Below are 17,817 nucleotides of genomic sequence, written 5' to 3' on the forward strand. Positions count from 1 at the left end.
GGCCCCCGTTCACCACGTCAGCGGCAGTTGGAGTACTTGACGTACCACTTGCCGTTCCCGTCGCCGAGCTTGTAGTCGGCGATCCAGAACTTGTCCGGGAGCCGCACCCACAGGTACCCGTCCCTGCGCTGGACGGTGTCCCAGTCCGTGGTGACCTGGCTGTTGTGCTTGAGGACGCGGACGACGCGGTAGCGCAGCCCCGGCCCCTCGCGCAGGTTCAGCCCGCCCGTCGGCAGGACCCGGCCGTGGCACCAGTGCTGGCGCAGCTCGTCCCGCACCATCAGCCGGTGCATCGCCTTCGCGGCGCCCTTGCGGCCGACCTTGATGGCGCCCGGACCGTGCCCTTCCTCCCCGTCGTGCGGCGGCCGCGGCTGCGCCTGCTGCGCGCCGCCCTGCCCCGGGTTCGGCGGCGGCTGCTCGCCCGCCGCCGCGCCGGCGCCCAGCGCCGTCCCGGCGAGCACGGCACCGGCCAGGGTCGCGCCGAGCTTTACCCCTACATGCATCCTGTTCCTCCAGTTTCGTCCAGACCGACAGCCCGGTCACCACCCAGAGTGACAGAATGACATCAGAAAGTAACGGCCCTCGAGCCCGCTCCACCCGCCGGCACCGCCCACGCGGCGCCTCGCACGGATCTTGTTGAGGGTGCTGAGCCCGGTGTCAGCGCGTGCGCACGGGCAGGCGACCGGCGACGAGCGGGACGACGATCGCCGCGGCCACCAGGTGGGCGGCCATGAGGACGGCCCGGGTCGACGGGGCCGCCGGGACGATGAGGTCGGGCACGAACGACAGCGCCGTGAGAACGGCGGTGACCGCCACGAACGTGCGCCTGGGCGTCGCGGCCCAGCGCCGCAGCGCCACGGCCAGCACCAGGCCGATCGCGGCACACGCCAGCGTCAGCTGCGTGAAGCCGAGCAGCGGAATCGGTGCGCCGTCGATCTCCAGGGACACTCCCGCGCTTTTCGCGACGGCGCCGAGAGCGGTGGTGGCCAGCGCGGCGCCGACGGCGGCGAGCCCGCCGGTGCGCCACAGCGGAACGGTGCGAGGCGAGGTCGCGGCGGTCGTGGACGCGACTGCGGTGTAGCTGGAGACGCTCATGGGCTCTTCCCTTTCGTCTTCGCGCGAGGCGACGTGGTTTCGAAAGGGCAGACCAAGCGGACCGCGCGAACTCATCGGTCGAGTTGAAACAGTGACATCGCCGCACGTCACCGACGTGAGCACACCGAAATCGACAGCCGACCGCGCGTCAGTTTCGCGGCTTGTCCTGCTTCCACGACAGGGGACCGGGCAGGTCGACCCGGTGCGCCCGCGCACGGGAGTTCCAGGACCACCGACCGACCTTGATCGTCCAGGACGAGAACCCGTTCTCGGTGAAGTTGAGAACCAGAGGTCCGTACCGCTTGCGCTTCCGGAACATGATGCCCATCGCCGCTGCTCCCTTCTCGCTCCCTCACAAGCGACGCGGAACTGCCCCGTAGATCGTCGGCCAAACAGGCGCCCTTCAGCGGACGGCCCGCTATCCCGACAACGGTCGGACCGAGCCGCCCCCGCACCAGCGAAGAAGGCGTCCGGTCGGAATATCGGCCACTGATGAAGAAGGGCCAGGACAATGGCACCGTCCGATAGCCGCCTACAGCTTCTACACCGAGACCGTCCGGGTCACGCTCCGCAAGGCCGACGGCACGCGGCAGTACTCCGGCTACTGGGACGGCACTCGGCCGACGGGACGTAAGCCAACACGCCTACAGCCAGACCATCTCGCCGCATTACTACCTGTCGTACGACGTCAAGGCCGAGGTGAAGGAACGGGCGACCAACCGGATCGTCGCCCGCGCCACCGCGTACTGCCTCTACATCGCGCCCTGACCGGCGCCTGCTCGGCCGTCGCGCCGCGGCGTCAGCGGAGAGACGAGTCGGCGAGGGCCTGAGCGGAGGCGTCCGGGACGTAGGCCGCCATTGCGGCGATGAGAGTTCGGATGCCGCGGCGGATGTCCGGGGTGAGCGAGGCGTTGCGAGCGACGTCGAGTTCGTTGGCGACGGTGAGGAGGGCGAAGCCGGTGAGGTCGGCGCCGGCCAGGGCGACGACCTCGCCGGTGAAGCGGTCGGTGAGCGGGAGCGGCGCCGCGCCGAGGCGGGCGTAGGTCTCGCTCCGGTCGCAGGCGTCGTAGAGGTAGACGAGGCTTTCGGCCTCGTCGCCTATCGTCTCCCGCAGTCGGGCCCGCCGGTCGAGCGGCAGCAGCGCGTGCGGGAAGCCATCGGTGCCGTAGGCGGCGTGGCAGAGCGTTGCGAGGCTCAGACGCCGCCCCCCGCCCCAGCCGTCCACGAGTTCGCGCACCCGCTGCAGGTGGTCGAGGAGGTTGCCGCCGGGGTGGTCGACCTCCCCCGCGCCGAGATCGCGCAGCAGCGCCAGCGCCGGCCACTCGGCGGTGGCGGAGATGGCCTCGGCCAGTGCCACCGGTCGATCGCGGGCGACGAGGTGCCCGGCATCGCCGACGCATGTGACCGTGGCGTGAGGAGCCAGACGCAGGAACCGGTCGACGTCGCCGTCCGTCACGGCCGACCCGCTGCCGCCGCGGACGAGCAAGACGGGCACGTCGAGCTCCGCGGTGATCCGCCGCAACCGTGGAACCTGGGCGAGGACGTCCTCGACGAGCTCGCTGTGGACGTCGAGCATGCCCCCGTCGGCGAGGAAGCCGCGGACCCGCTGGGGTTCCAGATCGGGCACGACGTCCACCAGCACGAGGCCCGCCACTCTCGCCCGGACGGCCGGGTCGCTCAGGGCGGCGATGGCGGCGAGCCCGCCGAGCGAGGCGCCGACGACCACGCATCCCGGCCGCTCGGCGTGGAGCATGGCGGCGACGTCGTCCGCGCAGGGCGCGAGCGCCCGCACCGAGCCGCCGCTGTCACCGTGACCGCGCTGGTCGAAGGCCACGCACCGGAACCCGGACTCGACCAGGACGTCGGTGACCGGCGTCCACACCTGCCGGCGTTCACCACCGGCGTGGAGCAGGAGGACGGTGGGCCCGGCACCGACCTCCCCACCGCGCAGGATCGTGTCAGGACGGACGATGCTCCGCGCGGTGAAGCCGATCACGGCGGCCCCCTTACCTTGGGATCAAGGCAAGACGCTAGGCAGCCAACCTTGGCCTGTCAAGGTAAGGTCTGCCGAGTGACACGTTCGCGGGTGCGCCGCCCGCCCGAGGAGGCGCGGCGCCTGATCCTGGACGCCGCCGAGCGGCTCCTGGCCGAGGGCGGTGTGGCCGCCGTCCAGGTCCGGGCCGTCGCCGCCCGCGTCGGCATGACCGATGCGGGGGTCAACCACCATTTCGGCTCTCGCGACCGTCTGCTGGAGGCACTGCTCCGCCATGGCGGCCGGAAGATCCGGGCCGGCGTCGAGGAGGTGCTGGACTCCTGGCTCGACCGCGGCGCCGACATCGGTGAGCTGGTCGACGCCTTGGCGGTCTTCTACCGCCGGGGCTACGGCGAGCTGGCGATGGCGCTGCACGCCGCCGGATGGCGGGACGAAGGGTCGGGAATGCTCGACCCGGTCGTCGACGCGCTGCACGCCCTGCGCCCCGACGCCGCCGCCATCCCCGTCGAGGACACCCGGCTGGCCGTCGCCGCTCTCCACCAGGCCCTCGCCACCGAGCCGCTGTACGGCCCGGCGTTCCGCCGCAGCGCCGGCCTCACCGGCCGGGCGGCCACCACCCCCGGCCCACAACTCCGCTGGTGGACCACCCACCTAGCCCGCGCCCTCGACCTCCAATAACGCGATGTCGGGACCTGGTGCTCGGTCAGTCCTCGACGTGCGCGGTCATCATGATCGACACGAGCACGTCCGGCAGCTCGACCCCGAGCCGGGCGACCGCGCGCGCCGGCGGCTCGGTGACGAACACTCTGGCGTACTCCTCGTTCATCCCCGCGAAGTCCGCCGGGTCCGCGAGCAGCACGGTGACCTGCGCCACCTCCTCCAGCCTGCCCCCACCCGCCTCGACGACCGCCTTGCAGTTGCGCAGCGCCTGGCGCGTCTGCTCCTGGATCGTCGCACCCGCCAGTTGGCCGGTCGCCGCGTCGATCCCGACCATGCCCGACACGTAGATCACCGATCCGGCCCTCACCCCCTGGCCGTACAGCGGCGAACTCGGTGCCTTGTCCGACTGGATGATCTGCTTTTTCATCCGCCGACCTTCTCTCGTTTCGGGTCGGCGGGGCACCGATGCCCCGCCGGGCCACTGGTCTTGGTCTTGGTCTTGGTCGGTCAGGGGCGGTTGGAGATGCCGGGTCGTCGGTGTGTGCCGCCTACTGATCGATGATGGTGTCGTTGCCGCCTCGGCCTTCATAGCGGTTCAGGCCGGTGCCGCCGAACAGGTGGTCGTCACCCGGGGTGCCGATCAGCGTGTCGTTGCCGTCGGTGATGTGGCCGTCCACGAACGGGTTGCCCCCGCCGAACTCCGTGAGCCGGGCCGTGCCGGCGGGCAGGCCGTTGGCGTCGAGCACGTCGTCGCCGTCCCCGCCGAAGACCGTGAGATCGTCGACCTGGTTGGCCAGCACCGTCTGGGACGTGCCGAACACCTCGACGCCCGACGTCGGTGATCCGGCCAGCCTGATCCGATCGGCGCCCACGGTGCCGCGGAAGAGCAGCCGGTTGAAGCGCTCGGTGGGGCCGGCGTGCGGGGCGAAGTTCACCTTCACCACACCGATACCGGCACCGGGTGCGTCATTCACGCTCACCTCCCTGGTGATGACCGTCGTGTTCGGCGCCTGGAGGTCGGGGACGTTCAGCTTCACGAGCTCGAACCCGCTGATCTCCATGTCGACCTTCGAAGGCGTGTCCGGAGGGCTGAAGGGATCCGGCGGGATGAGGACGAAGGCCCGTGGTCCCCTCGGCGCGATGTTCACGACTTGCTCGGGGCCGGTGTTGAACAGCAGGGTGTCCTTGCCCGTGTCGGGGCTGACGTGGTCGTTGCCGTCGCCGGGGTTCCAGGTGAACTCGTCGTCGTCTTCGCCCAGCGCGACGGTGTCGATGCCGGGACCGCCGACGGCCTTGTCGTTGCCGGTGCCACCGGTGATGGTGTCGTCGCCGCCGTTGCCGGAGAGCGCGTCGACCCCTGGGCCGCCGGTCAGGGTGTCGGCTCCCGAGCCGCCGGTCAGGGCATCGTTGCCGTCGCCGCCGAGGAACTCGCCCTGCGGCATGGGGCCGTTGGTCTCGTCGATCCGCAGGGTGTCGTTGCCGTCGCCTCCGTCGACGCGGACGCGCTGCACGTTGCCCGTCGTCGGAGCACCGCCCAGCACCTGGAGGCCGTTGAGGGTGATGGCGCCCGCCGTGGTCCTGCCCACGGTGATGCTGTTGGCCGCGGTGTCCCCGACGATGTTCAGGACGCCGCCGCTGAAGGTGACGGTCGTCGCGGCACGAGCCGGCGTCCCGCCGATGAGCGCGGTCCCCAGGACCACGCCGGAGGCGAGGAACGCCGCGCCCAGCCGTCTGTGATCATTCATGTCATGCCTTCCCTCAGGGGCGAACCGCGTGTGCCGTTCGGTCACACGGCGGGCGTTCGCCGCTGGGGGCACCTTGACCGACCGGGGAACCGCCGGGCATCCGTGCCCGCCACGGGACCGGTGATTGCGTGGTGGCCACGGATGCCCCCTTCCCGCACCGGAGCGCACGCTTCTCGCACAGGTCCATCGGGGACCTGCACGGAAGAGCGGAGAAGCTCATGACCACCGCGACAGGCAATCCGCCGATCGATGAGGCCGAACTCCAGGCGTTCCTCGGGCAGGCGGTCGTCGACATGGGGGCCGCGATCTCCGGACTGCTGCTCCACCTCGGCGACCGGCTCGGCCTCTACAAGGCGATGGCCGGCGCCGGGCCGATCACCTCGGCCACGCTGGCGCAGCGCACCGGCACCTCCGAGCGCCTCGTCCGCGAATGGCTCGGCAACCAGACGGCCGGCGGCTACGTCGGCCACGACCCCGCCGCCGGCACCTACGAACTGCCGCCGGAGCACGCCATGGTCCTCGCGAACGAGGACAGCCCGGTCTTCCTCGGCGGCGCCTTCGAGGCCATCGCCTCCTGCTACGCCGACCACGAGGTGCTGGCCGAGGCGTTCCGCACCGGCGCGGGCGTCGGCTGGGCCGAGCACGACCACCGGCTGTACTCCGGCATCGTGCGGTTCTTCCGCCCCGGCTACGCCGCCCATCTGGTCGAGGAATGGCTGCCGGCGCTGGACGGCGTGGTGGAGAAGCTGCGGTCGGGGGCGAGCGTGGCCGACGTCGGATGCGGGCACGGCGCGTCCACGGTCATCATGGCCCGGGCGTTCGAGCGGTCGACGTTCGCGGGCTTCGACCCGCACGACGCCTCCGTCGAGGCCGCCCGCACCGCCGCGAGGGAGGCCGGCCTGGAGCAGCGGGCGAGGTTCGACGTCGCGTCCGGGCGGGACTTCCCCGGCCTGGGCTACGACCTCGTGTGCCTGTTCGACGCCCTGCACGACATGGGCGACCCGGTCACCGCGGCCCGCCGCGTCCGGCGGTCGCTGGCACCGGACGGCACGCTGCTGCTGGTCGAGCCGTACGCGGGCGACGCGCTGGAGGAGAACCTGAACCCGGTCGGGCGGGTCTACTACGGCCTGTCCACGGTGATCTGCACGCCGGGCTCGCTGGCCCAGGAGGTCGGGCTGGGACTGGGCGCGCAGGCCGGTGAACGCCGGCTGACCGAGGTGCTGCACGAGGCCGGGTTCCACCACGTGCGGCGCGCGGCCGAGACCCCGTTCAACCTCATTCTCGAGGCCAGGCCATGACCGCCGTCCCCATGCCCGCCAGCCCGAACTCCCCCTGGGTGCGCTGGTGCCCGCCGAGGGACACCAGCGTGCGAGCCCGCTGGTAACGGCACCCGGCATCGACGTGCCGCCGTTCGCTCACGCGAGCCGCATCGGACTGAGCCCTTGATGTCAGCGGTCATTCAGCGACCGTTCTCGGCTGGAGCCAGAGCGGGCAGGAGGGCATCCGCGCCCGCTACGGATCCGAGGATTGCGTGGTGGCACCCATGCCCGGCACGGATGCGCCCCTCAGATATGCGACAAGCACGTCCCAGGGCTGAAAGACGGACGACGTCCAGTCGGGTTTGCGCCACATCGATGCGCCGCTATCAAGGGATGTTCGCCGTGCGGTGGCGCGCCGCACGTTGCCGGTGCGGGTTGCTGTGGTTGTGACCTTGCCCTTCGCGGGTCCGGTCATCGCAACCTCGGGAGCCAACGTGACTCGAGGTCGTTCGACTCGGGTCGACTGTGCCGGACGGTTCCCCTGGGCTCCTTCCCTTGTTTTTGCAGGTGAGTGGCTACCGGATCGGCTCTCCCGGACGGGCCTGGACGGGGCCCGAATAAGGCTTGCTCAGCCCTTCCCTAAGTGAGGGTTAAGGGGGTTCTGGGTTGGGTGGGGGCGGCTTAGCGTTGGGCTTGTTCACATCGGAAGACGGCGGAGGTGCACAGGCGGAGAGCAGAGCGAACGTCGGCTGAGGTTCCGACTGAGGTTCCTGATTGAGACAGGTCTCTGGCCCGCACGGCCCCGTTACCCCGCTCTGGGGCCGTGCGGGCCAGAGGCCTGTTCTCAGTCGCGGGGGAGGGCGCCGAGCAGGAGGAGGCGGAGGGCGTCGGCGGTGCCGGTGGCGGCGGTGTCGCCGGTGGCCAGGCGGCGGACGGCGAGGCCGTAGAGCATGGCGACGATCGCGGGGGCGTGGCGTTCGGCGTCGGGGATGCCGAGGGCGGTGAGGACGGCGGTGGCGAGCCGGTCGTAGGCCTCGACGGAGCGGGTGGAGGTGTCGCGGATGGCGGGGTCGCGGGCGGCGTGCAGGTGCAGTTCCAGGTTGGCGATCTGCTCGGGGCCGTTGGCGAAGTCGACCACCGCCTTCTCGACCAGGTCGGCGGCGTCGACCGGGGCGATGCCGGATTCGCGGAGGCTCTCGGCGTAGGCGGCGATGCGGGCGATCTCGGCGTCGACGAAGGCGCGCAGGGCCTCGCGGAGCAGTTCGTCCTGGCTGGGGAAGTGGTAGGTGAGGGAGCCGAGGGAGACGCCGGCCGACCTCGCGACGGCGCGGTTGGTCACGGCGCCGATGCCCTGCTCGCCGATCAGGCGGAGGGTGGCGTGGAGGATCTCGTCGCGGGCGCTCATCGCTGCACAGTCTTCCCTACGGGCGGCGCGGACCGCTATCGTTCGTTCGAACGAACGATACATGGGAGGCGCGCGTGGAGCTGGGGCTGGCCGGGCAGGCGGACGCGCTGCGGAAGGGGGAGGTCTCCTCCGCGGAACTGGTCGGGGCGTCGCTGGAGAGCATCGGGCGGCAGGAGTCGCTGGGCGCCTTCCGAGTCGTGCGGGAGGCCGCGGTCGAGGAGGCGCGGGAGGCCGACAAGCGGCTGGCCGAGGGCGAGCGGCTGCCGCTGCTCGGGGTGCCCGTGGCGATCAAGGACGATACGGACATCGTGGGGGAGACCACCCCGTTCGCGGTGGCCGGCGACCACCGGCCGGCGGAGCGGGACGGGGAGGTCGTGCGCAAGCTGCGGGCCGCCGGCGCGGTCATCGTGGGAAAGACGACGACGTGCGAGATCGGGTTGTGGCCGTTCAGCGAGTCGCCGGAGTACGGGATCGCGCGGAATCCGTGGAACCCCGAGTACACCCCGGGCGGGTCGTCGGGCGGGTCGGCGGCGGCGGTCGCGGCGGGCATGGTCGCGGGCGCCGTGGGGTCCGACGGGGCGGGCTCGATCCGGATTCCGGCGGCGTGGACAGGGCTGGTCGGCATCAAGCCGCAGCGGGGACGTGTTTCCGGCCATCCCCACACCGACCCTTTCAACGGGATCACCGTTTGGGGGCCGTTGGCGAGGAGCGTCAAGGACGCGGCGCTGATGCTCGATGTGCTTTCGGGCAGCCATCCCGATGACGTCTACCAGGTGGGTCGTCCTGTACTGCCTTTCGTGGACGCGACGAGGCGGGAGCCCGGGAAGTTGCGCATCGCCGTTTCGTATCGGACGGCGTTCGGGGTGAGCGGGAAACTCGATCCGGAGATCCGGGAGGCCGTCGAGCGGGTTTCGAGAAGGCTCACCGAATTGGGGCACAAGGTCTTTCCGGCCGATCCCGATTACGGGCTGGTGGGGCTCGGGCTCGTCCCGCGCGGGACGGCCGGGGTCGCGGACTGGCTCGACGCGATGCCGAACCCGCGGCCGGAGGCGCGCACGGAGGTCGAGGCGCGGATCGGGCGGACGCTGGGGAAGCGGCTGCTTCCGCTGGCCAGGAGGATGGACCCGTACTTGAGGAGAAAGGTCGGGCGCATCTTCCGTTTCGCCGATGTGGTGCTGACGCCGACGACCGCGCAGCCGCCGTTGAAGGTCGGCGCCTTCGACGGAGCCGGCTATCACAAGACGCAGTCGGGGGTCGCCGCCGCGTGCCCGTATGCGTGGACGTGGAATGTGCTGGGGTGGCCCGGCGTGAACGTCCCCGCGGGATTCACGCGCAATGGCCTGCCGATCGGGGCGCAGCTTCTCGGGCACGATTCGGACGAGGCGACGCTGATCTCGCTGGCCGCGCAGCTGGAGGCCGTCGAGAGGTGGACGGAACGCCGCCCGTGAAAGGAGCGGGCCGCCGGTGATCCGGCGGCCCGTCCTCGTCAGTAGCCGGCGCCGGTCAGCAGGCCGCCGTCGACCTGGACCTCGCTGCCGGTGCAGTAGGACGAGTCGTCCGACGCGAGGTAGACGACCAGGCCGGACACCTCCTTGGACTTGCCCATCCGGCGAAGGGGGAGCGCCTTCATGAGCGCGTCGGCGCTGTCGGCCTTGGCCGCGATGATGTCGTCCTGCATGAACAGCGGGGTGATGATGCCGCCGGGGTGGATGGAGTTGACGCGGATCCCGTCCTTGCCGAGTTCGCGGGCGGCGGACTTGGTGAGGCCGCGGACGCCGAACTTGCTGGCGCTGTAGGCGGCGAGGCCGTCCGCGCCGACGAAGCCCTCGGTCGAGGAGACGTTGACGATCGAGCCGCCGCCGGCCGCGCGCATCGCGGGCGTCACCGACTTGATGCCGAGCCACTGGCCCATCAGGTTGACCTCGATGATCAGCCGGAACTCCTCCAGCGCCATGTCCTCGATGGTCTTGTGACGGAGGATGCCGGCGTTGTTCACCAGGATGTTCAGCGCCCCGAAGGTGGACGTAGCAGTGCCGATGGCGTTCTGCCAGTCGTCCGGCGATGTCACGTCCATCCGGACGAACCGGACGTCGTCCCCCAGTTCGGCGGCGAGCTTCGCGCCTTCCTCCTCCAGGACGTCGCCGAACACCACCTTCGCCCCTTCGGCGACGAAGCGCTTCACGTGGGCCTTGCCCATGCCCCGCGCACCACCGGTGATCAGCGCCACCTTGCCGTCAAGCTGCCCCATCAACGCTCCTCGTTCCCAGCGGGCACCGCGACCGCGGCGTCCCACCAAACTAGCGAACGCTTGGTTTCGTCAACAAGGGGGCCCGGCCCGGTGCCGGACGCCCGGTCACCGCGTGCGCAGCCCGTCGAACAGCAGGGCCAGCATCCGGTCGGCGTAGGCCGCGGGATCCGGTGCGCGCTCGGCCGCGACGCCGATCGCGTTGGTCAGCCGCAGCAGGTCGGCGGCGTCGGCGTCCGTCCGGATCGCGCCCGCCCGCTGCGCCCGCTCCAGCAGCCCGCCGACCGCGTCGCGGATCGCCCCGGCGGCCGCGCCGAGCCGCGTCGCCGCCCACCGCGCCGACATCGCCTCGATGATCACGGTCGAGGTGCCGCGCGGGCTCATGGCGCCGTCGAGGTAGCCGCGCAGCCAGCCGGCCAGCGCCGCCTCCGGGTCCGGCTCGCCCATCAGCCCGGCGGCGTGCGCGAGCAGCCCGTCGATCCGCTCGCTCAGCACCGCGTGCAGCAGGTCGTCGCGGGTGGGGAAGTGCCGGTACAGCGTCCCGGACCCGACGCCCGCGCGCCGGGCGATGTCGTCCAGGGACGCGCTCGTGCCGTGTTCCATGAAGGCCGCGCGGGCCGTGCTGATCAGTCGCTCGTAGTTGCGGCGGGCGTCGGCCCGCATCGGGCGCGGTTGCATGGGCACCGTCCAGCGGTGGCGCGGACGGCCGGGACCGGCCGCCGCCTGTTACCCGAAAAGCCTGCCATCTCGCCGGACGTACGTCGAGGAGGACGGCGTTCTCTGCCGTCAGGTTCCGAGCGCGTCGCGCGACAGCCGATCCGACCTGCGGGTCGTCTCCGGAAGGCGGTACTCGGGCGCGAGCGCGAGGACGGTGCGGCACGCCGAGTCGAGGTCGGCGCGGTGCCCGACGGACACGAACACCGGCTTGACGCCCTCGCGGGTCCGCAGCACCCGCCCGACCTCCTCGCCGCCGTCCAGCAGCGGGCTCGCGTCGCCGCGCCGCCCGCCCGGCGGGTCGTAGGTCCCGACGAACGCGGTCTTCCCGACGCCGATCGCCGGCAGGCCGGTGAGCACCCCGAGATGGCAGGCGAGGCCGAACCGGCGGGGATGCGCGACCCCGAACCCGTCGCAGACGAGCAGGTCGGGCGTGGTCCTGAGCGTCCGGAGCGCGTCCAGCAGCGTGGGCAGCTCGCGGAAGGCGAACAGGCCGGGGACGTAGGGGAAGGCGGCCGTCCCGACGGCGACCGACTCCTCCACGACGCCGAGGGTCGCCGCGTCCAGCACCACCACGGCGGCGGCCAGCCGCGTCCCGGTCCCGCCGCCGTCGCCCGCGTACGAGACGTCCAGCCCCGCGACCGTGCGCGGGCTCGCCGGCCCGGCGACGTCGAGCTCCAGCAGCGGGCGCAGCCGGTCCTGGATCGCCTCCGCCTCCGCCGGCGTGGACGGCCACGGGTGCAGGTCGCGTACCTCCATGAACCGGCACGCTACCGCCCGTACCGCGCCCATCGCCCGGGCGGCCTGCGGGCTACCGTGACGGAGGTCGGCGCGAGCGGCGGAACGGAGGCCCGATGGACGGCATGGCACTCGGCGGGCGCACCGCCGTCGTCACCGGAGGCGCCGGCGGCATCGGCCGGGCGATCTGCGCCGACCTCGCCGCGCTCGGCGCCCGCGTCGTCGTCGCCGACCTCGACCTGCCCGCCGCCGAGGACGTCGCGGGCGAGATCGGCGGCACCGCCGCGCACGTCGATCTCGCCGACCCCGCGTCCATCGACGCGTTCGCCGCCGGGGCCGGGCCCGTGGACGTGCTCGTCCACAACGCGGGCGTCAGCATCGTCGAGCCGTTCGCCGCCAGCGACCCCGCCCACTGGGACCTGATGTGGCGGGTCAACCTGCGCGCCCCGATGCAGCTGACCCGCGCCCTGCTGCCCGGGATGACCGGGCGCGGCTGGGGGCGGCTCGTCTTCGTCTCCTCCGACGGCGCCCGCGCCGGATCCGGCGGCGAGGGCGCCTACGCGGCCACCAAGTCGGGCCTGTTCGGGCTGGCCAAGACCCTCGCCCGCGAGGCGGCGGCAGGCGGCGTCACCTCCAACGTCGTCTGCCCCGGCCCCACGGACACGCCGATGGTCCGGGCGGTGTCCGACCGGCACCCGGACCTGCTCGGCAAGCTCGCCAAGCAGATCCCGCTGCGCCGCATCGGCCGCCCGGACGACGTCGCCGGCATCATCGCGTTCCTGTGCACCGACCGCGCCGGGTACATCACCGGCCAGACCATCTCGGTCAGCGGCGGCATCACCATGCAGTGACCCGGCCCACCCCAGCGACCCGGCTCAGCCCAGCGACGCGGCTCAGCCCAGCGACGCGTACGCGGCCTCCGTCAACCGGAAGGCGCGCAGGTCGCCGGACAACTGCTCGCCCATCCTGTTCGGCAGGTACGCCAGCGCCAGCCCGGCGTCGCGGTCGCCGAGCCCGATCGAGCCGCCGGCGCCGGTGTGCCCGAACGCCGTCTCCCGGGCCGCCTTCGGGACGAAGAACGTCTGCGACGGCCGCATGAAGCCGAGCCCGAACGAGCTGTCCACGATCAGCGTCCGGTCCGGCCCGGACACCCGGCGGCGCATGGCCTCGCTCAACGTCTCCGGGCGCAGGATGCGGCCCGCCACCAGGTCACGGTAGAACCCCGCGAACGCCGGCGCGGTCGCGAGCATCCCGGCGGACGGCCAGCCAGCCCGCAGCACCACCGGGTTGTTGTACCCGCCCTTGCCCGGGTGCGGGTTGTTCAGCGCCCGGTTGGTCGCGCTTCCCGGATCGGTGTACGCCGCGGCGAGCCGCTCCAGGACGTCGCCGGCCGCGGCCTTCGGGGCGTCGGCGCCGCCGGAGACCCGGCCCCGGGCGGTCATCTTCGCGGCCCGCTCGATCACCGCGTCCGGCGCCCCGATCCACAGGTCCCGGTCACCCGCGAACTCCTGCTTCACGAACTCGCCGACCGTCCGCCCCGACAGCCGCCGGACGATCTCGCCGGCCAGCCAGCCGTACGTCAGCGCGTGGTATCCGTGCGCCTCGCCCGGCGCCCACTCGGGCTCCTGCCCGGCCAGCAGGTCGGCGAGCGCCTTGGCGTCCGCCGCGTCCTCCGCCGACACGGTACGGCCGAACGCGGGCAGGCCGGCCTGGTGCGACAGCAGGTGCGCGGCGGTCGCGCCGCCCTTGCCGTGCTCGCCGAACTCCGGCCACCATGCGGTGACCGGGCCGTCCACCTCGTAGGCGCCGCGCTCGGCGAGCAGCAGCGCCGCCGCGGCCGTCACCGCCTTGGTGCAGGAGAAGCCGAAGCAGGGCGTGTCGGCGGCCCATGCGCGTCCCGTCCGGTGGTCGGCGACGCCGCCCCACAGGTCGACGACCTTGCGGTCGCCCGCGTACACGGCGACGGCGGCGCCCAGTTCCCTCCCGTCGGCGAAGTTCTGCTCGAACACCTCGCGGACGGCGGCGAACGCCGGATCGCAGTGGCCCTGCACAGTGCTGCTCATGCCCGGTCCTCTCAAGGGGGGTTTCTAGAATCATGCTCGAAGATTCCAGTGGACCGGGCAGCGGCCCCCGCCTCGGCGCGTTACCAGTGGTCGCGGTGCACGACGTCCTCGAACTCCCGCCGGGCCGGGTTCCGCACGGGCTTCAGCGGACGGCCCGCCGGATACCCGAGCGCGACCAGGTAGGCGCAGAACCGGTCGTCCGGCAGCCCGAGGACCCGGCGCGCCACCCCCTGGTCCATCACCGTCGCGTGCCCGCTGCCGATCCCGAGGTCGACCGCCGCGAGCATGATGCTCAGCATCGCCTGCCCCAGGTCGAACCGCGCGGTCTCGCGCTCGCCGGGGTCGTCGTAGTCCCGCATGACCAGCGCGATGGTCGCCGCCGAACCGGGAACGTGCGCCGCGTACTCTCCCGCGGCAGCCAGCTCCTCCAACTGCTCGCGCCGGGTCACCACGACGAAGTCCCACGGCTGCCAGTTCTTGGACGACGGCGCCCGCCGCGCCGCCTCGAGGATGCGGTCGAGGTCGTCCGGCGGGATCGGCCGGTCGCTGTACTCCCGGACGTTGCGCCGGGACATGATGGCGTTCGAGGTCTCCACGCCGGTGCGCTACCCGCCCCCCACCCCGGGAAACGGCGAGGTCAGGGCCACCCCGCCCCGGGCACCTCGACGTCCGTGACCAGGACCCGGCCGCTTCCCGGCCGCACCGGCTCCGGCTCGGTCATGCCCTGCCATTCCGCCGCGGTGATGAACAGCGTCGTCCCGGCGGGCCCGCCCAGCACGCAGGCGAACGCGCCCCGGTCCAACTCCACCGTGTCCAGGACCTCGCCGCCCTCGGCGACGCGCGCGCACCTCTTGTGGGGAACGTCCGCGTACCAGACGGCCCCCGCCGCGTCGACGCAGATGCCGTCCGGTGTCCCGTCGCCCAGGTCGGCCCAGACCCGCCGGCCCGACAGCCCGCCGTCCGCGCCGATCTCGAAGGCCACCAGCTCGCCCCGATAGGAGTCGGCGACGACCAGCGTGGAGCCGTCCGGGGTCACGGCCATCCCGTTCGGGAACGCGATGTCGCCGGCCACCTCCCGCACCGTCCCGTCCGCCGCCGCCAGGAACACCGAACCCGGCCTGAACTCCTCCCCGGCCATCGGATTGAACCCGGGCCGGTTGACGTAGGCGTTGCCGCGGCCGTCCACCACGATGTCGTTCCACCCCGTCCGGCCGAGGTCGGCGTACACGGCCAGCGCCCCGTCGTCCTCCCGCCGCAGCAGCCGGCCGCCCGGCGAATCGACGATCGCCAGCCCGCCGTCCGGCAGCCACGCCGTGCAGAGCGGCAGCGACTCCACCCGCGCGACCACCTCGCTGCGCCCGTCCGGATCCGCGGCGACGACCTCACCGGCCGACCAGTCGGAGAAGTACACCCGCCCGTCATGCCACCGCGGCGACTCCACGAGCCCGCGCCCGCCGACCAGCGTCCGAACCTCCCGCACCTTCATCACCCGCACCTTCCGCCGAGAACGTCTCACCCCTACACGAACATCCGTGCCCAGGATCGACACCGGCGGCGAAATAAATCGTCGCGGGTTAGTAGCGGCTGTAGTGGTGGGCGGGTTCGGGGACGGGCTTCTCCGCGGCGGGTGCCGGCTTGGTGCGGCCGAACTCCAGGGTCAGCAGTGCCGCGGCCAGCCACACGATGTCGAACCATGAGCGGAAGACGATGCTGCGCGGCTTGTAGGCGGGGCGGAACTTCTTGTCGAACAGGTACAGCGACTCGACCGCGATCAGCGGGTCCAGCAGGTGCAGCGCCTGGTAGCCGGCCTTCTCCAGGGCGCCGCGCTCCTCGGCGTCCAGGAGTTCGCGGAAGGCCGCGAAGTTCAGCGAGACCAGCGCGTGGCCCTGCTCGCCGGCGTACTCGATCATCTCGGCGATCAGCCGCTCGTTGACGCCGTTCGGCCCGCCGGGGGCGCGCCGCATCGCGTCCAGGCTGATGCCCTCGCCGGCGGTCACGTACCGCTGGAAGGCGATCGGCTTCTTGTCCTCGCCGTAGGCTATGGCGACGACCGCGCCCGGGTGGTAGCCGGTGAGCAGCTCGTCGAGGTTCATCGAGAAGCCGCGCTCGGCCGCGCCGCCGAGCGAGCGCGACGCCACGTCCAGCAGCGCGGCCCGCAGGTCGGGGGAGAGATCGCGCTCGGGCACGATCTCGGTGGTGACGCCGGCGTTGACGGTCCGCTTGACGGCCTGCCGGACGTTGCGCATCTGCCGGCCCGACAGCGTGAACTCCGCCGGCCGGACGACGACCTCGTCGCCGAAGCCGAACGAGCGCAGCGGGCCCCATTCGGGCAGCAGGTCGGCGCTCGCGCCGAGCACCGCGGGACGCCAGCCGGTCGTCCGGCACAGCGTGAGGAACTCCTGGACCGCCGCGGCGTGCGACCTCGGGTCGCCGACGGGGTCGCCGCCCGCCACCGCGACGCCGAACAGCACCCGGTAGCCGATCGCGGCGCGCCCGTCCGGGCTGAAGACGTAGGACTTGTCGCGGCGCAGCGCGAACGGGGCCAGGGTGTCCGAGCCCGGGTGCGCGACCAGGCCGGCGACGCGGCGCCGCTCGTCCTCGTCGCCGGGCGGCGGCGCCGGGTCCGGCGCGAGCAGCGTCATCACGAGGGCGAGGAGGCCGACCGCGCCGGCCAGCCCGAGCACCCCGGGCAGCCAGGACGCGCCGTCGATGCGCGCGCCGGTGGCGCCGAGGCCGCTCGCCACGACCTGCACGGACCGGACGGACACGCCGCCCACCAGCAGGGACCCGGCCACCGCGGCGATGACCAGGATCGCGCCGGTCTTCACGGCGGTGCGGACGCGGTCGGGGTGCGGGCGGACCGGGAACCGGTCGCGCTCCAGCCAGAGCCCGACGAGGACGGCCGCGAGCAGCGGCACCCGCCACAGCGCGTCGTCGCCGGCCACGACGGCGAGCAGGCCGAGGACGACGAGCGCGACGAGGCCGTACCAGGCCGCGCGGCGGCGCAGCAGGACGCCGCGCGCCACCAGCAGCAGCACGAGTGCCAGCGACACCGCGTGGGCGGGGGCGAGGGGCGAGCCGGTCACCACCCGCGAGAGCCGGTCGAGCCAGTGCGGGGCCCACGCCATGGCGGGCACGGCGATCAGTACGGCGACGAACGCGGCGACGAGCGCCAGCGGCCAGACGGGGAGCGCCTGGCCGTCGGGCCGCTCGGCCGATTTCGCTGCATGCACGAGAAGGACACCTCCGCAGAGCTCCAACCAAGATCCTTTGGAACTCATTCCCCGGATCGGACGTTATCTTTGGCCGCTCATGGTCAGCGTCGTCCGGACACCTCCTTTGACGCCGCTTCCGGCGTTTCCGGCGGTCCCTCGCCCCAGGACGGCCGTACCCGGCCACCGGGAGGGAAACTGGCTAGTCTCGTGGGGATGAAGAGGCTCCTACTCGTTCACCACACGCCCTCGCCGTCCGTGCAGGCGATGTTCGAGGCGGTGCGCGCGGGGGCGTGCACGGACGAGGTCGAGGGCGTGGAGGTCGTGTCCCGTCCGGCGCTGACCGCCTCCGCCGTGGACGTCCTCGAGGCGGACGGCTACCTCCTCGGCTCCCCTGTGAACCTCGGCTACCTCTCCGGGGCGCTCAAGCACTTCTTCGATCAGATTTATTACCCGTGCTTGGAGGAGACAATCCGCCGTCCGTTCGGGGCCTTCCTCCACGGCAACAACGACGCGGCCGGGGCGCTGCGGGCGCTGGAGTCCATCACCACGGGGCTGAAGTGGAAGGCCGTCCAGCCGCCCGTGGTGGTGACGGGGGAGCCGGGCAAGCCCGACCTGGAGGCGTGCTGGGAGCTCGGCGCGGTCGTCGCGGCGGAGCTCGGCACCGTTTGAGTCCGCCGCTTCTCGG

The 17,817-nt window shown here is 72.5% G+C and carries 19 protein-coding genes; 5 read left to right on the forward strand and 14 right to left on the reverse strand.

Going from position 1 to position 17,817, the window contains the following annotated elements:
• Nucleotides 1-17: 17 nt before the first annotated feature.
• The 4 genes from ACA514_RS25390 to ACA514_RS25405 form a co-directional block, all read right to left on the reverse strand.
• Nucleotides 18-503 (reverse strand): hypothetical protein, encoded by a 486-nt coding sequence (locus ACA514_RS25390; protein WP_375043718.1) that lies wholly within the window; start codon nt 501-503, stop codon nt 18-20.
• 154 nt (nt 504-657) lie between these two features.
• Nucleotides 658-1,095, reverse strand: a complete 438-nt coding sequence (locus ACA514_RS25395) for a DUF6069 family protein (RefSeq protein WP_375043719.1) — start codon at nt 1,093-1,095, stop codon at nt 658-660.
• 148 nt (nt 1,096-1,243) lie between these two features.
• Nucleotides 1,244-1,423 carry a DUF4236 domain-containing protein gene (locus tag ACA514_RS25400; protein ID WP_375043720.1) on the reverse strand — a complete coding sequence of 60 codons (180 nt, stop codon included), beginning with the start codon at nt 1,421-1,423 and terminating at the stop codon, nt 1,244-1,246.
• Nucleotides 1,424-1,894: 471 nt separating this feature from the next.
• Nucleotides 1,895-3,091: an alpha/beta fold hydrolase gene (locus tag ACA514_RS25405; protein ID WP_375043721.1), complete on the reverse strand. Its 1,197-nt coding sequence runs from the start codon at nt 3,089-3,091 to the stop codon at nt 1,895-1,897.
• 75 nt (nt 3,092-3,166) lie between these two features.
• Between ACA514_RS25405 and ACA514_RS25410 the strand changes: the two genes are divergently transcribed.
• Nucleotides 3,167-3,766: a TetR/AcrR family transcriptional regulator gene (locus tag ACA514_RS25410; protein ID WP_375043722.1), complete on the forward strand. Its 600-nt coding sequence runs from the start codon at nt 3,167-3,169 to the stop codon at nt 3,764-3,766.
• A gap of 25 nt (nt 3,767-3,791) precedes the next feature.
• On the opposite strand, the gene ACA514_RS25415 is transcribed toward ACA514_RS25410, so the two are convergent.
• Nucleotides 3,792-4,175 (reverse strand): RidA family protein, encoded by a 384-nt coding sequence (locus ACA514_RS25415; RefSeq protein WP_375043723.1) that lies wholly within the window; start codon nt 4,173-4,175, stop codon nt 3,792-3,794.
• Between the two features lie 121 nt (nt 4,176-4,296).
• Nucleotides 4,297-5,493, reverse strand: a complete 1,197-nt coding sequence (locus ACA514_RS25420; RefSeq protein ID WP_375043724.1) for a calcium-binding protein — start codon at nt 5,491-5,493, stop codon at nt 4,297-4,299.
• Nucleotides 5,494-5,711: 218 nt separating this feature from the next.
• Here ACA514_RS25420 and ACA514_RS25425 point away from each other — a divergent pair, with 218 nt between their 5' ends.
• The gene (locus tag ACA514_RS25425) at nt 5,712-6,791 is read left to right on the forward strand and encodes a class I SAM-dependent methyltransferase (protein WP_375043725.1); all 1,080 of its coding nucleotides are present in this window, start codon (nt 5,712-5,714) and stop codon (nt 6,789-6,791) included.
• 805 nt (nt 6,792-7,596) lie between these two features.
• On the opposite strand, the gene ACA514_RS25430 is transcribed toward ACA514_RS25425, so the two are convergent.
• Nucleotides 7,597-8,157: a TetR/AcrR family transcriptional regulator gene (locus tag ACA514_RS25430; protein ID WP_375043726.1), complete on the reverse strand. Its 561-nt coding sequence runs from the start codon at nt 8,155-8,157 to the stop codon at nt 7,597-7,599.
• 74 nt (nt 8,158-8,231) lie between these two features.
• Between ACA514_RS25430 and ACA514_RS25435 the strand changes: the two genes are divergently transcribed.
• Nucleotides 8,232-9,605 (forward strand): amidase, encoded by a 1,374-nt coding sequence (locus tag ACA514_RS25435; RefSeq protein WP_375043727.1) that lies wholly within the window; start codon nt 8,232-8,234, stop codon nt 9,603-9,605.
• 38 nt (nt 9,606-9,643) lie between these two features.
• Here ACA514_RS25435 and ACA514_RS25440 read toward each other — a convergent pair whose 3' ends face one another.
• The 3 genes from ACA514_RS25440 to ACA514_RS25450 form a co-directional block, all read right to left on the reverse strand.
• Complete coding sequence (locus ACA514_RS25440; protein ID WP_375043728.1) at nt 9,644-10,405, reverse strand: glucose 1-dehydrogenase; 762 nt, start codon at nt 10,403-10,405, stop codon at nt 9,644-9,646.
• A gap of 105 nt (nt 10,406-10,510) precedes the next feature.
• The gene (locus tag ACA514_RS25445) at nt 10,511-11,080 is read right to left on the reverse strand and encodes a TetR/AcrR family transcriptional regulator (protein ID WP_375043729.1); all 570 of its coding nucleotides are present in this window, start codon (nt 11,078-11,080) and stop codon (nt 10,511-10,513) included.
• Between the two features lie 108 nt (nt 11,081-11,188).
• Entirely contained in the window at nt 11,189-11,875 is a 687-nt protein-coding gene (locus ACA514_RS25450) for an endonuclease V (RefSeq protein WP_375043730.1), read from the reverse strand.
• Between the two features lie 95 nt (nt 11,876-11,970).
• Here ACA514_RS25450 and ACA514_RS25455 point away from each other — a divergent pair, with 95 nt between their 5' ends.
• Nucleotides 11,971-12,705 carry an SDR family NAD(P)-dependent oxidoreductase gene (locus ACA514_RS25455; RefSeq protein WP_375043731.1) on the forward strand — a complete coding sequence of 245 codons (735 nt, stop codon included), beginning with the start codon at nt 11,971-11,973 and terminating at the stop codon, nt 12,703-12,705.
• A 42-nt stretch (nt 12,706-12,747) separates the two neighbouring features.
• Here ACA514_RS25455 and ACA514_RS25460 read toward each other — a convergent pair whose 3' ends face one another.
• The 4 genes from ACA514_RS25460 to ACA514_RS25475 all read right to left on the reverse strand — a co-directional run bounded on the left by ACA514_RS25460 (nt 12,748) and on the right by ACA514_RS25475 (nt 17,150).
• Nucleotides 12,748-13,917, reverse strand: a complete 1,170-nt coding sequence (locus ACA514_RS25460; protein WP_375043732.1) for a serine hydrolase domain-containing protein — start codon at nt 13,915-13,917, stop codon at nt 12,748-12,750.
• Between the two features lie 80 nt (nt 13,918-13,997).
• A complete protein-coding gene (locus ACA514_RS25465; RefSeq protein WP_375043733.1) occupies nt 13,998-14,513 on the reverse strand; it encodes a nitroreductase family protein in 516 nt (171 codons plus the stop codon).
• Nucleotides 14,514-14,554: 41 nt separating this feature from the next.
• The gene (locus ACA514_RS25470; RefSeq protein WP_375043734.1) at nt 14,555-15,403 is read right to left on the reverse strand and encodes an SMP-30/gluconolactonase/LRE family protein; all 849 of its coding nucleotides are present in this window, start codon (nt 15,401-15,403) and stop codon (nt 14,555-14,557) included.
• Nucleotides 15,404-15,491: 88 nt separating this feature from the next.
• Nucleotides 15,492-17,150: a bifunctional lysylphosphatidylglycerol flippase/synthetase MprF gene (locus ACA514_RS25475; protein ID WP_375043735.1), complete on the reverse strand. Its 1,659-nt coding sequence runs from the start codon at nt 17,148-17,150 to the stop codon at nt 15,492-15,494.
• 195 nt (nt 17,151-17,345) lie between these two features.
• Here ACA514_RS25475 and ACA514_RS25480 point away from each other — a divergent pair, with 195 nt between their 5' ends.
• Nucleotides 17,346-17,801, forward strand: a complete 456-nt coding sequence (locus ACA514_RS25480) for a flavodoxin family protein (protein WP_375043736.1) — start codon at nt 17,346-17,348, stop codon at nt 17,799-17,801.
• Nucleotides 17,802-17,817 lie beyond the last annotated feature (16 nt).

The sequence above is a fragment of the Actinomadura sp. NTSP31 genome (assembly GCF_041951385.1).
Lineage (GTDB): Bacteria > Actinomycetota > Actinomycetes > Streptosporangiales > Streptosporangiaceae > Spirillospora > Spirillospora napierensis.